Source organism: Candidatus Microbacterium colombiense (genome assembly GCA_029203165.1).
Classification (GTDB): Bacteria; Actinomycetota; Actinomycetes; order Actinomycetales; family Microbacteriaceae; genus Microbacterium; species Microbacterium colombiense.
The window spans coordinates 1,650,808-1,667,027 of record CP119308.1 but is presented as its reverse complement, the minus strand read 5'-3'; the positions used below and the strand labels follow the sequence as shown (position 1 = coordinate 1,667,027).

Below are 16,220 nucleotides of genomic sequence, written 5' to 3'. Positions count from 1 at the left end.
GGCATGGGACGCTCTCCTTTCACTCTAGCCGCGGCAGTGACGGCCGCACTGCCCGGAGCGGAGGTCACGGGAGCTCGTGCGCTCAGCGCCGACGCCGACGGACGCTTCGACTCCGCTGTGGCGACGCTGGCCGACGGCCGGGAACTCGCGATCAGGATCGCCGACGACGACGAGACCGCCCGGGAGCTCGCCGCCGAGGCTCTGGCGCTGCGCGCACTCACGGCCGGTGCCCGCGCGACGCTGCCGTTCCACGCCCCCGAGTACATCGGCGAGACGCGTGTGGGCGAGGGCCGCGCGCTCGTCACGGAACTGCTGCCCGGCTTCCAGATCGAACCCGCCCTCGTGCCGTCCGGGCGTGGCGCCGCTGAGTCGATGGGTGCGGCGATCGCAGCCGTCCACGCCATGCCGACGTCGGTCGTACGCGGCGCCGGTCTGGTGTCGAAATCGGCCGAAGAGGGGCGGGCGGAACTCGCACGCCTGGTCGACGACGCCGCGGCGACAGGTCGCGTGCCTGCGCGCCTCACCGTCCGTTGGCGCACAGCGGTGAGCGACGACGACCTCTGGCGGTTCGAATCCACCGTGGTTCTCGGCGGAGTGCAGGCCACGTCGTTCCTCTTCGCCGACGACCCCGAACGCGGCCCCGAAGTCACCGGCCTCGTCGGGTGGTACGGCCTCTCGGTCGGAGATCCCGCCGTCGACCTCGCCTGGCTGTCCGCGGCTCCGGATGCCGCCGCCGATGTGCACGCGTCGTACGCGCGCAACGTCGATCGCGTGTCCGATCCTGCTCTCGAGGTACGAGCCCGTCTGCTGGCAGAGCTGGAGTTCGCGCGCTGGCTCGTGCACGGCGATGCGATGCGACGCTCCGACATCGTCGATGATGCGGCGGCGCTGCTGGAGTCGTTGGCGGACGGACTGCGAACCGACGATCTGAGCGTCATCGCGACGCACGGCACCGGCGTGGATTCTGCCATGGACGCCCTGGATCGCGTCCCGGTCGACGCCGGCGCTCCCGTCGACACATCGATGCAGACCGACGCCTACAATCCCGACGAGCTCTGGACGGACTCGGGCGTCCAGACGGCGGATGACGCGGAGACCGCATCGAACTCGGATCACACCGATGTCGACGTCGATGCCGAGCTCGCGGCAGCCGCGCACCGAGCGGCGATGCTCGACGTCGCCACCGAGGATCTGTCGGGAGTGAGCGGCCTGTTCGCCGGTTCGGGGGGTCCGGCCGGAGTCCGGGAGGACTCCCGCGTGCCGACCTCGTCGACGCCGTACGACGATGACGACGAGTCGGATGACGAGGCTCAGCGCGCGGCGCGTGCAGCGCTCCAGCGATGGAAGAGCTCGGATTCCGAGTAGACCCGGTCGTCGCGGATGACGAGATCGTCGGCGACGTAGTAGAGAGCGACGTCGATGTCGTCGAGCGGTACGCCGAATCGACGATGGTAGGCGAGACGGTAGAGCGCGAGCTGCAGCATCCGCTCCTCCCGCTCCTGCGGGGTCCGCGGCGCCTTGCCCGTCTTCCAGTCCACGATCTCGATGCGGTCGCCTCGATCGGCCCTGCGGTACACGGCATCGAGCTTGCAGATCACGATGTGCTCGCGCCCGACGGCATCCGGCAGCCCGCTGCCCAGGGTGAAGTCGATCTCGATCTCCACCGCGATCGGCGAGAGCGATCCCCATTCACTGCGTTCGAACGTCGCCTGCAGCGCAGCGAGATCGATCTCATCAGCCGCGGCCGCCGACGACCCGGGCGCCAACGTTCCCGCTGCCTCCGCACCGTCGGACTCGTCTTCGTCGATCTCCCAGAGCGCCTCGTCGACGCGCACGCCCACACCCACGAGTTCCGAGCGGCGTTCGACCCACGCGTGGAACAGCGTGCCCAGGCGCGTCTGCCGGTAGGGCCGTTCCGGCATGGGCCGCACGATCGATGCGACCGTGGCGGAATAGTCGCCGACGTAGTCCTTGAAGCGTGACGCGGGTACTCGCGTCGGAGCGACCGCGTCGGTTCCCCGCAATCGCGCCGCGCGCTCGGCGAGAAGGCGTGCGAGAGCGGGCGAGGGGTCGATCGCCTCGGGCGCCATCGCTGCGGCCTCGACGGCCTCCGCCGCCGCCGCGACACGCGGACGGCGTGCGCCGAGCGGGTCCAGGGGCCAGCTCGCTGTGGAGCCCGGTCCGTCATAGGGATTATCTTCGGGATCCACCGGTTCGATCTGTGCGAGCCCGAGCACGTCCATCGCCTCGACGAGGTACGGACTGGGCATACGAGGAGACTTCTGTCCCGCCCAGTGCGAACCGCTGAGCAACAGATCCGTACGGGCGCGGGTCACCGCCACGTAGGCCAGACGACGTTCCTCCTGCTGCTGGTACTGCCGGTAGTGATCCTTGAAACGCTTGAGGGCGCCCCCCTGGGGATTGGCCTTGGTCGCGCCGCCCGAGAGCGATGATTGCGCGAGAGTGTGGCGCTTCTTCGGGTCGTCCTCTCCCGCCATGGCCGACTCCGGATCCCACGCGAAGGTGGGCAGCGCGTCGCGATCCCCGCGCAGGGCGAACGGGACGACACCGAAACCGAACCAACCGGAGGTGTCGGAGACGCGCCCGGGGAGTTCGTCGACCACGAGACGCACGACGGCGACCGCGTCCCATTCCAGGCCCTTCGAGCCGTGGATCGTGAGGAGCTGCACGACACCGGGCTCGGGAGGTTCGGGCCGAGGCATCAGCTCATCCGTGCTCTCCGCTTTGTCGAGCCACGCGAGAAGGCTCCCGATCGTGCCGCGATCGTCTGCGGCGAGGAAGGCACGGACCTCGTCGGAGAACGCGCGCAACTGCGTCGCGGCGATCCGCGCCGGTCCCCGCGTCTCGTTCGCCGCGAGCTCGATGTCGAGCCGGAGCTCGAGCTCGATCAGGCGGATCAGCTCGGGGATCGGCTGGGACGCGGCCCTGCGCAGACGCTCCAGCATCTCCCCCGCCGCGCGGATCCGCTGGCGACCGACCGGGGTGATGCGCTCCAGCATCCGGTAGTCGTCCCGCACGGCACGGACGACGTCGACGGCGTCGACGATCGACACGGCTTCGTCCGCTCCTCGCGACGACCGGAGCCGGGCGCGGACCTCGTCGGGAAGGGGCATCATCGAGGTGTCGCGCTCTGCGAGCGTGCGTCCGAGATCGTAGAGGGCGGCCATGTCGGCGACACCCACGCCGAACCGGGGACCGGTCAGCAGACGGATGAGCGGAGAACCCGCGGTGGGGTCGTGGACGACCCGCAGTACCGAGACGACATCGACGACCTCGGGAGTGGCCAGCAATCCGCCCAGGCCGAGGATGCGGTGCGGCACATCGCGTGCGGCGAGGGCAGCGGCGAACGTCTGCATGTGCCGTTTCGAGCGGAACAGGATCGCGCCGGTGTGCGGCCTGGTGCGCACCGGCCCGTCGTCGTGCGCGGCGCGGCGCGCGACGAACCAGTCGGCCACGTCGGCCGCCTCGTCGTCGACGGTGAACGGATAGCGCACGGCCACGGCGCCCTCGTCGGCGCCGGGACGGGGGTCGAGAGGCGGAACGTCGAGCTCCGGGCGCTGCAACGGTAGGAGCACGCTGTTCGCGATGTCGAGGATCGACCGGTCGTTGCGCCAGCTCGTCATCAGGCTGTAGGTCTGGGCCACACCTCCGCTCGCGAAGGAGCGGGAGAAGGCATAGAGGTTGTCCGCACTGGCACCCCGCCAGCCGTAGATCGACTGGTGCGGATCACCGACGGCCATCACCGCCGTGTCGCGGAAGAGCTCGGCGAGGAACTTCGTCTGGATCACCGATGTGTCCTGGTACTCGTCGAGGAGCACGACGCGGTGCAGCTCACGCAGCTCATCCCGGACGTCCGGCGCCGTCTCGACGATGTCATAGGCGCCGCCCACCTGGTCTGCGAAGTCGAGTACCCCCCGACGCTGCTTCTCGGCGATGTAGTCGCGGACCAGACGGATGATCGTGGGAAGCCCGAGTAGATTCTCGGCAGCCTTGTCGACGTCTTTGTTGCTCCGGTAGGGCTCGAACGCTCGCGCCTGGTCCCGCGCGATCCGCTCCGCCCGGTCGAGATCGACGCGGTGATCCAGCGCGTCGCCCGCCAGCCGCTGCACGGCATCGATCACCGTTCCGAGCGCGTACTCGATGCTCTCGAGCTCGGGGATGTCCGATCGCAGAACGACTTCGCGGGCGAGCATCCACGAGGCCGCCTGGCTGAGCATGGCCACATCGGGGTCGCGTCCGATCCTGGCCGCGTGCTCGCGGACGATGCCATCGGCGAACGCGTTGTAGGTCGACACTCGCGGGCGGATCATCAGATCCTCGGCGCCACGAGGGGTCGATGCGTCCCATCCCGTGCGATGAAGAACGGAGAGCTCGTCCAGCACGCTCGCCCGCACGAGTTCGCGTTGACGCCCCGACGCGGCGGCATCGACGCGCTGCAGGGCTCCGGAGCGCACGATCTCCGGCAGGTGCGGGAGCAGTCCTCGGCGGCCGTACTCGTCGACGACGGCGAGTCGCACCCCGATGCGCTCTGCCAGTTCTCCCGCGGCCTTGCGCGTGAAGGTGAGTCCGAGGATCTCGTCGCGGCGCACGTGTCCGTTCGCCACCAACCAGACCACGCGGCCCGACATCGTCTCGGTCTTGCCGCTTCCTGCGCCGGCCACGACCAGAGCAGGTTCAGGTGGCGCTTCGATGACGCGCTGCTGCGCCGCCGTCGGAGACGGCAGGCCGAGGGCTGCGGCGATGTCGGTCGCGGATATCCCGAAGCCGCCCTCCCAGGCCGTCACGCGCTCACCGCCGGCACGGTGTGGATGCGGCAGGGGTGCACGCGCCGCTGCGTATCGGCGCAGTGCGACTCCACCTGCGCGGTGAAACTCGATGCCGACATGCCTCGGGCCGCATCCGCCACTCGGCGCAGGAACGCCGAGCGCGCCTCATCGTCGAGCGGATGCTGGTGAGCGACCCGGTAGTCGCTCTTGGCCAGCGTCTTCGAGACGATCACGAGCCGGGCGCCGGTGAGCGCCTCCGGAACCGCCCCCTCGATCAGTCCCTGCTGCACGGCGACCTGATAGGCGGCGAGCTGGGCATGCTCTCGCACTCCCGAATCGGACTCGGGGTCGGTCTTCCCCGTCTTGAGGTCGACGACCACGGCGCGTTCCCCGCCGGAGCCGGCCGACATCTCCACCCACCCGCGTCCGCGGGCGTGGGCGTGCTCTCCCCCGCTCTCGGGATAGGCCTCGATCCTGTCGATGTACCCGCTCACGATCGCCCGTCGACCGGTCGCCTCCGGGTCCACCGGGCCGACCTCGGGTGTCGCGTCGGTCCCGTCGAGGACCGCCCCGTCGTCGACGAGCGCCGTGCCGTCGAGGTGTACGGCGAAGTCGAAGCGAGCCTCGCTGCCGAGCACACGTCCGCCCTCGGCGCGAACCTCACCCAGGTACGAGTGCAGGCGATCGACGAACAGATCGGCGCGCCGCCTCTCCTTGCGCCCGATCCATTCCGTCTCGAAATCGAGCTCCGGCCAGTGCTCCGCGACGATCGCGCGCATACTCTCCAGATCGCCGTCCGGCACCTTCTCCATCGCCTCGTGCACGATCGTGCCGATCCCCGCGGTCGGGGGCATCACGGTGTCGCCTCCGAGCGCGGCGACGACCCAGTTGAGCCCGCACTCCTCGTAGGACTCCATCTTCGACGGCGAGACACGGGCCCCCTCGACCTCGAGATCACGTAGGGGCGACAGCGTCGACACCGGTCGCACGCCGTACCACTCCGCCGGATCGGCGCCGGGCACGCCCTCGCGAGCCAGCACCGCGAGCTGACCGGCCGCTTCACGACGCGTGCTCTCAGCGGACGAGGTCGTGAGCAGCCGCCTGTTGCGCGCCACTAACCCCCGCAACGTGAGCGGGTGCTCGGCCGAGGCGTGCTTCTCAGGGGCATCAGGCACCGGAAGGAAACCGAAGAACGCGCTCGGTGTGAGGTCGTCGTCGTCGACGGCTGTGATGAGTAGGCGGTCCCGCGCACGCGAGACAGCACGCACGAACAGCCGGAGCTCGTCATGCAGCGCGCCGCGGCGACGGTCGAGCGGGCTCGCTGGTTCGCTGTGCACCCCCGTGCGCTCCGCGGCGAGCGCATCTGCGAGGCGCCAGGTCTGCAGCAGTCCACCGCGAAGTCGGACGTTGGGCCAGACACCGTCCTGCACACCGGCGACGACGACCGCGTCGAACTCGGTGCCCAGTGCGGTGGCCGGGGTGAAGAGCGAGACTCTGCCGGGCCGCTCCGGTGTCGACAGCGAGTCCTCGGGCACTTCGCTGTCGAGGATGTCGCGCACGAACACCTCGGGACGCTGGTTCGGATTGCGTTCGACGGATCGTTTGGCCGCATCGAACAGCGACACCAGGGCGTCCAGGGATCGCGCGGTCTCGGCTCCCGTCGCCTGCAGGGAGATCTCCCGCCAGGCGATGTGAAGCCGTCGACCGTCGACCGCACGCGCCTGATCCCACACGCGCCAGAGCAGATCGTGCACGGTCTCCCCCGCATCGGCCGCCGCCGCGGCCGCCGAGATCGTCTCGGCGAAACGCGTGGCGGTGCGCGCCTCCGGTGCATCGATGAGCGTGAGATGGGCGGGGTTCGCCATGGCCTGACGCAGCAGCTCCCTGGCCGGTGTCGATCCGCCGAGTTCGAGCTCGATGTGCCGCAATCGGGCCCGGAGTCGGCGCAGTCCGATCGCGTCCATACCTCCGAACGGCGTGCGCAGCGCTTCCTCCAGCTCCATCGGCGTCCGTTCGGCCACCGGGGTGAGGGCCAGGCGGACGATGCCGACGATGTCACGGACGATCGTCTCGCTGCCCAACGGCCGCTGCACTCCCGCGGCGCGGGTCGGTATCTCCCGCGCCGCGAGTTCGGTCTCCAACTGGGTGACCTGCCGGGTGTCGTGGGCGATCACCGCCATCCGGTCCCACCGGATCCCCGCGGTGAGGTGCCACTCGCGCATCACGCCGGCGATACGGTCCAGCTCCTCGTGCGGGGACGGGGCGATGAACGTCGACACCGCCGCGTCAGCCGCGTCGTCGTCGTGGGCAGGGCCGGGAGGGCGCCGGTGATCCACACGTCCGGAGACACCGATCGCCTGCGTGATCGTGCGGGTGAGCGCGGTGAGCGCCGAATTCTGGCGATGCGGCTCGTCGAGCACGTGCACCGCCCCCAGCGCCCCGGCGAGCTGGGCGAAGAGCTCGGGGCTGGCGCCGCGGAACGCACCGGACGAGATGTCGGGGTCACCGAAGGCGAGCACGGCGATCCCCCGGGCGCGCAGCGCGCGCACCACGGCGATCGCTCCGCGCGTCAGTTCCTGCGCGTCGTCGATCAGCACCACGCGCAGCGGCGCGAGCGCCCCGAGCGTTGCTGCCTCCGACGTCTCGAGGATGACGGCCGCCTCCGCGAGGAGGTCGGCGGCATCGCGATGAGCGGACCGCAGCGCGTCGAGCACGGAACGATACTCGACGAGGAACCCGGCAGTGGCCTTCCACACGTCGTCTCCGGTCGCGCGGAGCTCGTCAGGTCGTGCACCGAGCTCGGTGCACTCGGCGAGGAACGCCCGAAGCTCGGATCGGAAGCCCTTGGATGCGCGGACCGACGCGCTGAGCGCGTCCGGCCAGGCGATGCGCCCATCTTCGGCGTCGCCCGCGAGGAGGTCGGCGATGATGCGGTCCTGATCCGCTCCCGTGAGCAGGGCCGGCGGCTCGTCGCCGGCACGCACCATGGCGCCGCGCACGACCTGGAACGCGAACGAGCCGAGGGAGCGAGCGAGCGGACCGGGGGTCGCCTGGGTGATGCGCACGCCGATGCGGTCGCGCAGTGCGGTGGCGGCCTGGCGGCTCGGCGTGAGCACGAGCACCTCTTCCGGCCGCATCCCCTCGACGTCGAGCAGATGCACGACGCGGTCGACGAGCGTGTGCGTCTTCCCCGTGCCCGGGGCGCCGATGATGACGCCGGAGGCCTCGGCCGCCGCCCCGACCACGTCTCCCTGCACGGCGTCCTCTGTCATGTGATCCACGCTATCGGGGTGCGCGGACATCGCCTCCCGAACATCGGGGGGCGGATGTGCGCTCACGGCGAAACCCACTCCGAGCGCGGATCCGCCGTCGGACCACCGGGGTAGAGTTGGGCCAGTCCTCGAACGGCACCGCTCCCCGCGACGGCCGTTCCGTACCTCAAGGAGCACGCGTGGAAATCCGCATCGGCATCATCAACACCGGCCGTGAACTGAGCTTCGACACCGGCTCGAGCGCCGACGACATCCGCAGCCAGGTGGCCGCCGCCCTCGAGCAGAGCACGCCGCACCTCAGCTTCTCCGACGTCAAGGGCAACTCGTACATCGTCCCGACCGCGAACCTCGCCTACATCGAGCTGGGCACCGAGGAATCGCGCCGCGTCGGCTTCGTCGCCTGATCCGACCGTGTACATCCTCCTCGCGCTGATCGGCGCGTGCGTGCTCGGCATCGCTGCGCATTTCCTGATCGGCGGCCGCGAGCTGCGCGGTGTGGTGCTCACTCCCGCGATCGCGACCGCCGCCTCAGCCCTGATCTACACGGGGATGCAGTGGGGCGGTGTCGGTGAGGACAGCATCTGGCTGTGGCTGGCGAGCGTGCTCGGAGCCGTGTTCGTCGCCTCTCTCGCGACGCTCGCACTCGTCTCCGCTCGTCGGCGATCGGATGCCAACGCGAGAGCCGCGCTCGGCATCTGATGTCCGCGCGGATGTGAGCGGACCAGCGTGACCGAGCGGACGATCGTGACCGAGCAACGAACGCTGCGGTGGATCCGGATCTGCATCGGCATCCTGATGTTCGGACTGCTCGTCAGCGGTATCACCGCCTTCCCGCTGCGCGCCGAGGTGTCGCTGGGTTCCGAGCTGTTGCACAGCACTCCCCTGGCCGGGTGGTTCCCCGACGCCACCTCCTGGGTGGACCGCGTCGCCGCCGCGCTGGTCGACGTCGACGGGCGCTATCCCTTCATCTCCTACGGCACGGATTGGCTCGCCTTTGCGCACATCGTGCTGGCGGTCGTGTTCATCGGACCGCTCATCGATCCCGTGCGCAACATCTGGGTGATCCAGTTCGGTGTGATCGCCTGTGTCGGGATCATCCCGCTCGCGCTGATCGCCGGGAGCGCACGCGGCATCCCGCTCGGCTGGCAACTGATCGACATCTCGTTCGGGGTGCTGGGGGCCATCCCCCTGCTGATCGCCTGGAGGCTGACCCGCAGGCTGGAGCGGTCTCCCCGCTAGGAGGCCAGTCCCATCGCGTCCATCCGACGCGCGTGCGCCCCCATGAGCTCGGTGTAGACCGGTTCGATGCGCTCATCGGCGACGGCGAGCGTCTCCGGACGCAACGCGGAACGGCACACCAGGATCGTGTCGCCGACAAGACGGCGAGCCCACATCGACAGCAGGGAGCGCCATTCCTCGTCGCTCTCGATGGTCTCCTGGATGATCGCGACGATCTCATGACGGGCGTCGTCCTCGCGCAGGATGCCGGCCACACGTCGACCGGGATCGCCGTAGCTCGATGCGAGCGCGAGATAGAAGTCGTCGAGCATCCCGGCGGTGATGTAGACGGCGAGGAGCGTCTCACGGGGGCGGGCACCGATCGTCTTCCGACGGAAGGCGTCGAGATGCTCACGGAAGGGCAGCATGAGCTGCGTCGGATCGTCTCCCCGCTCGGCGATCAGATCGACGATCGCGCGGTGCTTGGTGAGTGCGGCGCCCGCAGCCCGTGACAGCGACTCCTTCTCGGACAGCTCCGGTGTGGCACGGATGAGACGCGTCAGGGTCTCGAAGTACCCGAGCTGCAGGTACGCCGCCTGCCCCAGGAAACGCGGAAGCTCCGGGGCGAGCTCGGCGAAATCGACACGGGTGGCGTCGCCCTGATCTCCCCTGCTGCGCAGGGCCAGAGTGCGGCGCGGTGCATCGTCACGCTGCCAGAACCACTTAACCACGAGGTCTCCCTATCGAGTTCGCCACGACGTTCACAATACTCGTGCGCCTCGCCTCTTCCGGGCGTTCGCACCCCCTCGGGTAGGCTGGGCGTGTCCCCGCCGTCGGAGCGGGGCCCCGCGCCTGTGGCACAAGAGACGGCGTGGATCGTTTACGTGGCGGTCTTAGCGAGATCGCCGGACAGGCAATCTGAATAAAGTGACTACCTTCTCTGATCTCGGTATCGATCAGGACATCGTCGACGCACTCGCCGCCAAGGGCATCGTCGACGCATTCCCCATCCAGGAGCAGACCATCCCGCTCGGGCTTCCGGGCCAGGACATCATCGGCCAGGCGAAGACCGGCACGGGCAAGACCTTCGGCTTCGGCATCCCCGTGGTCCAGCGTCTCGGCAAGGACCCCGAGCACGGCGTCAAGGCCCTCATCGTCGTCCCCACCCGCGAGCTCGCGCGTGCAGGTGTACGAGGACATCGACCTGCTCACCAGCAACCGCTCCACGAGCGTCGTCGCGATCTACGGCGGCAAGGCGTACGAAGGCCAGATCGACCAGCTCAAGGCCGGCGCGCAGATCGTCGTCGGCACTCCCGGGCGTCTGATCGACCTCGCCGGCCAGCGTCTGCTCGACCTCTCGAACGCGACCGAGGTCGTGCTCGACGAAGCCGACAAGATGCTCGACCTCGGCTTCCTCGCCGACATCGAGAAGATCTTCCAGAAGGTCCCGGCGGTGCGCCACACCCAGCTCTTCTCGGCGACCATGCCCGGCCCGATCGTCGCGCTCGCCCGCCGCTTCATGACGAACCCGATCCACATCCGTGCGAACGACCCTGACGAGGGGCTCACGCAGGCGAACATCAAGCACCTCGTGTACCGCGCGCACTCGCTCGACAAGGACGAGATCATCGCGCGCATCCTGCAGGCCGAGGGTCGAGGCAAGACGGTGATCTTCACGCGCACGAAGCGTGCGGCGCAGCGTCTCGTCGACGAGCTCGGTGACCGCGGCTTCAACGTCGGCGGCGTGCACGGCGACATGGGCCAGGATCAGCGCGAGCGCTCGATGGCCGCGTTCAAGGCGGGCAAGCGGGACGTCCTGGTCGCGACGGATGTCGCCGCGCGCGGCATCGACGTCGATGACGTGACGCACGTCATCAACCACACGATCCCCGACGAGGACAAGACCTACCTGCACCGCGCCGGCCGCACCGGCCGCGCGGGCAAGACCGGCATCGCGGTGACGTTCGTCGACTGGGAGGACCTGCACAAGTGGGCCCTCATCAACCGCGCCCTCGAGTTCGGCCAGCCCGAGCCGGTCGAGACGTACTCATCGAGCCCGCATCTGTTCGCCGACCTCGACATCCCCGAGGGCACGAAGGGCCGCCTCACGTCGGCCCCCAAGACGCAGGCTGTCAAGACCGAGCGCACGCGCCGCCCCGAGCGGGCAGCCGACGCCGCCGCCGAGGGGACGGATGAGGGCGGCACCCGTCGCCGTCGCCGTCGCCGCGGCTCCGCCCCGGTCGGGGCGACGTTCGCCGAGGGCACCGACCAGACGGCATCGACCGACTCGCAGTCCGCCCCGGTGGAGCGCAGCGCCGAAGGTGCGGGCACTCACGACGGTGCTGGCAAAGAACATCACGACGGCAAGCCGGCTCCGGCCCGCCGCCGCCGTCGCCGTCGTGGCGGTTCTGGTGGAGGCGCGGCGCCGGTCGGCGCCTGATCCGACACCGAGGGGGCGGGTGCTGCAGCAGCGGCATCCGCCCCCTTCGTCGTCTCCCCCTCCTCCGTCTCAAGGAGTACGCGCGGTCGTGACGGCGGATACACCCATGTCACCAGCACGACCGAGATGATCATGAGCAGGAACCACGACACCAGCTTGCTGGCCGAGACGGGCTGCCATCCATCCGCCTGATCGGGGTACATCCACGCTCCCGCCCAGGTGCCGATGTTCTCCGCGACGTAGATGAATCCGGCGACGCCCACGAACACGGCGAGAAGCGGCAATCGCACCGTGCGGCGCCACACCCTGGCGTGCATCACCGTCGGGATCCACAACAGCACGACGGCGAGCAGCAGCAGCCATCGGAGATCCACCCAGAAGTGGTGTGTGAAGAAGTTCGCGTAGATCGCCGCAGCCACCACCACCGTCATCCATCGTCGCGGGTACCGGATGAAACCCAGGTCGAACAGTCGATGGACGCGCACCATGTACGACCCGACCGCGGCATACATGAAGCCGCTGAACAGGGGCACCCCGCCGATCCGGAGAACGCCGTCGGCGGCGTAGGCCCATGAGCCGACGTCGGTCTTGAAGAGCTCCATCACGGTCCCCGTGACGTGGAAGAGCACGATCACCCAGAGTTCGCGCCCGCTCTCCAGCCGGAACACGAGCATCGCGATCTGGATGCCCACCGCGGCGATCGTCAGCGCGTCGTTCCGGGCCAGCGGGGCGTCGTCCGGGTACCACAGACGTGCGGCGACGATCGCGGCCAGCAGCAGCGCACCGAACACGCACGCCCAGGCCTGCTTGAGCACGAAGACGAGCATCTCGATGAGCGCGGCTCGGAACCCCGTGGCCGGAGCACCTCGCAGCAGTCGATGGGCGATCGCCTCGACACGACGTTCCAGGCGGGTGGCACGGTGCATGCTCGGGAACGTATCAACGACATTCGCGAGAGTGCCGGGAGTCCGCCGACAGAACGCCGGACGATGATCGGGTCAGGGGTAGCGAGGCTGGGTGCCGGTGGCTCGCTCGATGAGCCGCTGGACCATGTCCTCTGACGTGGTGTTCTCGCCGGGGAGATTCGGCTTGCCCGTGCCGTGATAGTCGCTCGACCCGGTGACGATCAGGTCGTGGGCGACGGCGATCTCCCGCAGCAGCTTCTTTCCCTCGGCGGTGTTCTCCCGGTGATCGATCTCGACGCCCCCGAGACCCGCATCGATCAACCGCTCGATGAACGACACCGGCATCATCCGATCGCGGCCGGACGTGGCGGGGTGCGCGATGACGGCCACTCCCCCGGCTTCGGTGATCAGACGCACGGCGGTGAGCGGGTCGGGCGCGTAATGGGGTTCGTAGTACCCGGCACGAGGATGCAGGATGCCGTCGAAGGCCTCACCCCTATCGCGCACGATGCCCCGGGCGACCAGTGCATCGGCGATATGCGGCCGACCGACCGTCGCATCGGCGACAGTCTGCGCCAGCACGTCGTCCCAGTGCAGGTCGTAGTCGCGACCGATGTGGCGCACGATGCGCTCGGCGCGACCGATCCTGTCGTCGCGGATCCGTGCCGTCTCCGCACGAAGAGCCGCGTCGTCCGGATCGAAGAGATATCCGAGCACGTGGACGCTGCGCCACTCGTGCTTCGCGGACAGCTCCATCCCCGGGATGAACGTCATGCCCAGCGCCGTCGCCGCGTGGCCGGCCTCGTCCCACCCCGACGTGCGATCGTGATCGGTCAGCGCGGCCGTGCGCACGCCGTGCGCATGCGCCTGACGCATCACATCGCCCGGCGACTCCGTGCCATCCGAATGGTGGGAGTGCAGGTGCAGATCTGCGGGGCCGGCGAACCGGCGGACGTGCTCATCGGCCATCCTCCGAGCGTACCGAGCGCGGCGTGGCTCGGGCTCGCATGCCCCGCCGCGGCAGGGACTTCACAGGCTGCCCTTCTAGGCTGGAGGGGATGTTTCGACTTCTGGGGATCCTGTTCACCGTGCTGCTCGCGATCGCGACGGCGATCGTGGTGTGGCCGCAGTTCTTCCGCCTGGAGCAGACGTATCCCTTCACGCAGTTGGTGTCCGCGCGCGGCCTCGTCCTGGGCGCACTGCTCGCCCTCGCGGTGCTCGCCCTGCTGATGATGTTCATCCGTCCGATCCGCGGGTTCGCCGCCTCCGTGCTCATCGTCGCGCTGCTCGGTGCCGGCGCGACGGGTGCGATCGGCGCGACGCGTGGCTTCGGAACCACCGCCCTCCCGGCGAAGACCGAGAGCAGCGTGCGCGTGCTCACGTGGAACACCGCCGGCGAAGCGGTCTCCGCCGAGACCATCGCTCAGCAGATCCTCGACCAGGGCGCCGACATCGTCGCGCTCCCCGAGACGACGGAGGCCGTCGGCGAGCGCATCGCGATCATGCTGCGCGAGCAGGGGCATCCGATGTGGGTGCATCACGTGCAGTTCCGCCCTGATGTCCCCAACGGCCCCCAGTCGTGGCAGACGACGGTGCTCGTCTCCCCCGAGCTCGGCGAGTACTCCGTGATCGAATCCTCGGAGGACGGCACGAGCAACACCGGGTCCGTGCCCAGCGTCGTGCTGATGCCGATCGACGGCAGCGGCCCCACGATCGTGGCTGTCCACGCCGTCGCTCCGCGCATGGAGGAGATGACCCAGTGGCAGTCGGACCTCCAGTGGATCGCCGACCAATGCCCGTCCGGCGATGTGATCCTCGCGGGCGACTTCAACGCGACGGTCGACCACATGGCGTCGCTCGGTGTCGACGGCGGCGACATGGGCTACTGCCGCGATGTCGCCTCGCGAACCGGTAACGGGCTATCGGGCACCTGGCCGAGCTCGCTCCCCCCGCTGGCGGGCGCACCGATCGATCACGTGATGGCGTCGCAGAACTGGACCCCCTCCGGCTCGGTCGTCCTCGAGGATGCCGGCGGCAGCGACCACCGTGCGCTCGTCGTGCAGCTCGAGCCGGCCGGCTGAACTCCCGCGTCCACGCCTCAGATGAGAGACTGGACGGATGAGCACCGCAGAACGCGACACGATCGCAGAGCCCGCCGTCGAGAACAGCAACACGAACCGCAAGCAGCCCTTCCCCCGCGGCTTCCTCGACACGATCTCCACCGGATGGGCGGAACGTCCTGAGACACTGCCGGCATCCCGTGCGCAGGCTCCGTTCGCCGCCGCCCGACGTCGGGCGCTCTCCGCCGCCTTCCCGGGAAAGCGGCTGGTCATCCCGGCCGGCTCACTCAAACAACGCAGCAATGACACCGACTATGTCTTCCGCGCGCACTCCGCATTCGCGCATCTGACCGGGTGGGCATCGGATGCCGAGCCCGATTCCGTGCTGGTCTTCGAGCCCGCCGACGGAACGCACGAGATCACGCTGTACTTCCGCGAGCGTGCCGACCGCACGACGACGGAGTTCTACGCCGACGCCACGGTCGGCGAATTCTGGATCGGTCCCCGCCCCTCCCTCGCGGGTGTCGCGGCCGATCTCGACATCGTGACCGATCATCTCACCGCATTCGTGAACGTCGAGGGCGAGCTGCTCCTCGATGTGGACGACGACCTCACCCGGGCGGTGTCCGAGCTGCGTCTCGTCAAGGACGAGTTCGAGATCGCCGAGATGCGCCGTGCCGTGGAGATCACCGCGAACGGCTTCGACGACATCGTCCGCGAGCTCCCCGCCGCGGTCGCGCACGCCCGCGGCGAGCGCGTCGTGGAGGGCGTGTTCCACCGGCGCGCACGTGAGGACGGCAACGGCGAGGGCTACGACACGATCGCCGCGTCAGGGCACCATGCGTGCTACCTGCACTGGACCCGCAACGACGGGACGGTGGCCCCCGGCGATCTCATCCTCGATCGACGCCGGAGCCGAGGCGGACAGCCTCTACACGGCCGACATCACCCGCACGCTGCCCGTGTCGGGAACGTTCACCGAAGTGCAGCGTCGCGTCTACGAGACGGTGCGCGAGGCCGCCGACGCCGCCTTCGCCGCGGCGCAGATCGGTGTCCGCTTCCGCGACGTGCACGCCGCCGCGATGAAGGTCATCGCCGCGCGGGTCGCCGACTGGGGCCTTCTGCCGGTGACTGCTGAAGAGGCGCTCGACGCCGACGCCGGCGGTCAGCACCGCCGGTACATGGTGCACGGCACCTCGCACCACCTCGGTATCGACGTGCACGACTGCGCGCAGGCGCGCCGTGAGATGTACTACGACGGCATCCTCGCACCGGGCATGGTGTTCACGATCGAGCCCGGACTGTACTTCCAGATCGACGACCTCACGGTCCCCGTCGATCTCCGCGGGATCGGCGTGCGCATCGAGGACGACATCCTCATGACGCAGGACGGCCCCGTGAACCTCTCGGCGGACATCCCGCGCACGGCCGACGAGATCGAAGCCTGGATCGCCCGAGTCCAGAGCTGACGTCACGGCTTCGACCGGCACGTCCGGTGGCGTGCTCGCCACCGGAGAACGCCTCCGCGAGATCTGATC

At 69.3% G+C, this 16,220-nt stretch carries 10 protein-coding genes and 2 pseudogenes; 7 read left to right on the top strand and 5 right to left on the bottom strand.

From position 1 onward, the window contains the following. Window positions 1–36: 36 nt before the first annotated feature. Window positions 37–1,365, top strand: a complete 1,329-nt coding sequence (locus P0Y60_08035; GenBank protein ID WEK62666.1) for a phosphotransferase — start codon at window positions 37–39, stop codon at window positions 1,363–1,365. Here P0Y60_08035 and P0Y60_08030 read toward each other — a convergent pair. Both P0Y60_08030 and P0Y60_08025 read right to left on the bottom strand, forming a co-directional pair. Continuing rightward, window positions 1,311–4,805 carry an ATP-dependent DNA helicase gene (locus P0Y60_08030; protein WEK62665.1) on the bottom strand — a complete coding sequence of 1,165 codons (3,495 nt, stop codon included), beginning with the start codon at window positions 4,803–4,805 and terminating at the stop codon, window positions 1,311–1,313. The genes P0Y60_08035 and P0Y60_08030 overlap by 55 nt on opposite strands. After that, window positions 4,802–8,059, bottom strand: coding sequence for an ATP-dependent DNA helicase (locus tag P0Y60_08025; protein ID WEK62664.1), 3,258 nt, complete (start codon window positions 8,057–8,059; stop codon window positions 4,802–4,804). The genes P0Y60_08030 and P0Y60_08025 overlap by 4 nt, the downstream gene beginning before the upstream one ends. A gap of 179 nt (window positions 8,060–8,238) precedes the next feature. On the opposite strand from P0Y60_08025, the gene P0Y60_08020 reads away from it, so the two are divergent. The 3 genes from P0Y60_08020 to P0Y60_08010 are packed head-to-tail and all read left to right on the top strand — an operon-like array spanning window position 8,239 to window position 9,298. Continuing rightward, on the top strand, window positions 8,239–8,463 hold the full coding sequence (locus P0Y60_08020; GenBank protein WEK62663.1) for a DUF3107 domain-containing protein: 225 nt from the start codon (window positions 8,239–8,241) through the stop codon (window positions 8,461–8,463). Window positions 8,464–8,470: 7 nt separating this feature from the next. Beyond that, window positions 8,471–8,758 (top strand): hypothetical protein, encoded by a 288-nt coding sequence (locus P0Y60_08015; GenBank protein ID WEK62662.1) that lies wholly within the window; start codon window positions 8,471–8,473, stop codon window positions 8,756–8,758. A gap of 27 nt (window positions 8,759–8,785) precedes the next feature. Then, window positions 8,786–9,298 (top strand): hypothetical protein, encoded by a 513-nt coding sequence (locus tag P0Y60_08010; protein ID WEK62661.1) that lies wholly within the window; start codon window positions 8,786–8,788, stop codon window positions 9,296–9,298. On the opposite strand, the gene P0Y60_08005 is transcribed toward P0Y60_08010, so the two are convergent. Then, window positions 9,295–10,008, bottom strand: a complete 714-nt coding sequence (locus P0Y60_08005) for a ferritin-like fold-containing protein (protein WEK62660.1) — start codon at window positions 10,006–10,008, stop codon at window positions 9,295–9,297. The two genes, P0Y60_08010 and P0Y60_08005, sit on opposite strands and share 4 nt — an antisense overlap. A gap of 196 nt (window positions 10,009–10,204) precedes the next feature. Here P0Y60_08005 and P0Y60_08000 point away from each other — a divergent pair. Continuing rightward, window positions 10,205–11,717, top strand: a pseudogene (locus P0Y60_08000) (DEAD/DEAH box helicase). On the opposite strand, the gene P0Y60_07995 reads toward P0Y60_08000, so the two are convergent. Beyond that, window positions 11,633–12,643 (bottom strand): DUF817 domain-containing protein, encoded by a 1,011-nt coding sequence (locus tag P0Y60_07995; GenBank protein ID WEK62659.1) that lies wholly within the window; start codon window positions 12,641–12,643, stop codon window positions 11,633–11,635. The pseudogene P0Y60_08000 and the gene P0Y60_07995 sit on opposite strands and share 85 nt — an antisense overlap. Before the next feature lie 72 nt (window positions 12,644–12,715). Further along, a complete protein-coding gene (locus P0Y60_07990; GenBank protein ID WEK62658.1) occupies window positions 12,716–13,591 on the bottom strand; it encodes a PHP domain-containing protein in 876 nt (291 codons plus the stop codon). An 89-nt stretch (window positions 13,592–13,680) separates the two neighbouring features. Here P0Y60_07990 and P0Y60_07985 point away from each other — a divergent pair, with 89 nt between their 5' ends. Together P0Y60_07985 and P0Y60_07980 are read left to right on the top strand one after the other, a co-directional pair. Beyond that, on the top strand, window positions 13,681–14,703 hold the full coding sequence (locus P0Y60_07985; GenBank protein ID WEK62657.1) for an endonuclease/exonuclease/phosphatase family protein: 1,023 nt from the start codon (window positions 13,681–13,683) through the stop codon (window positions 14,701–14,703). A gap of 37 nt (window positions 14,704–14,740) precedes the next feature. Further along, window positions 14,741–16,151: pseudogene (locus P0Y60_07980) on the top strand (aminopeptidase P family protein). Window positions 16,152–16,220 lie beyond the last annotated feature (69 nt).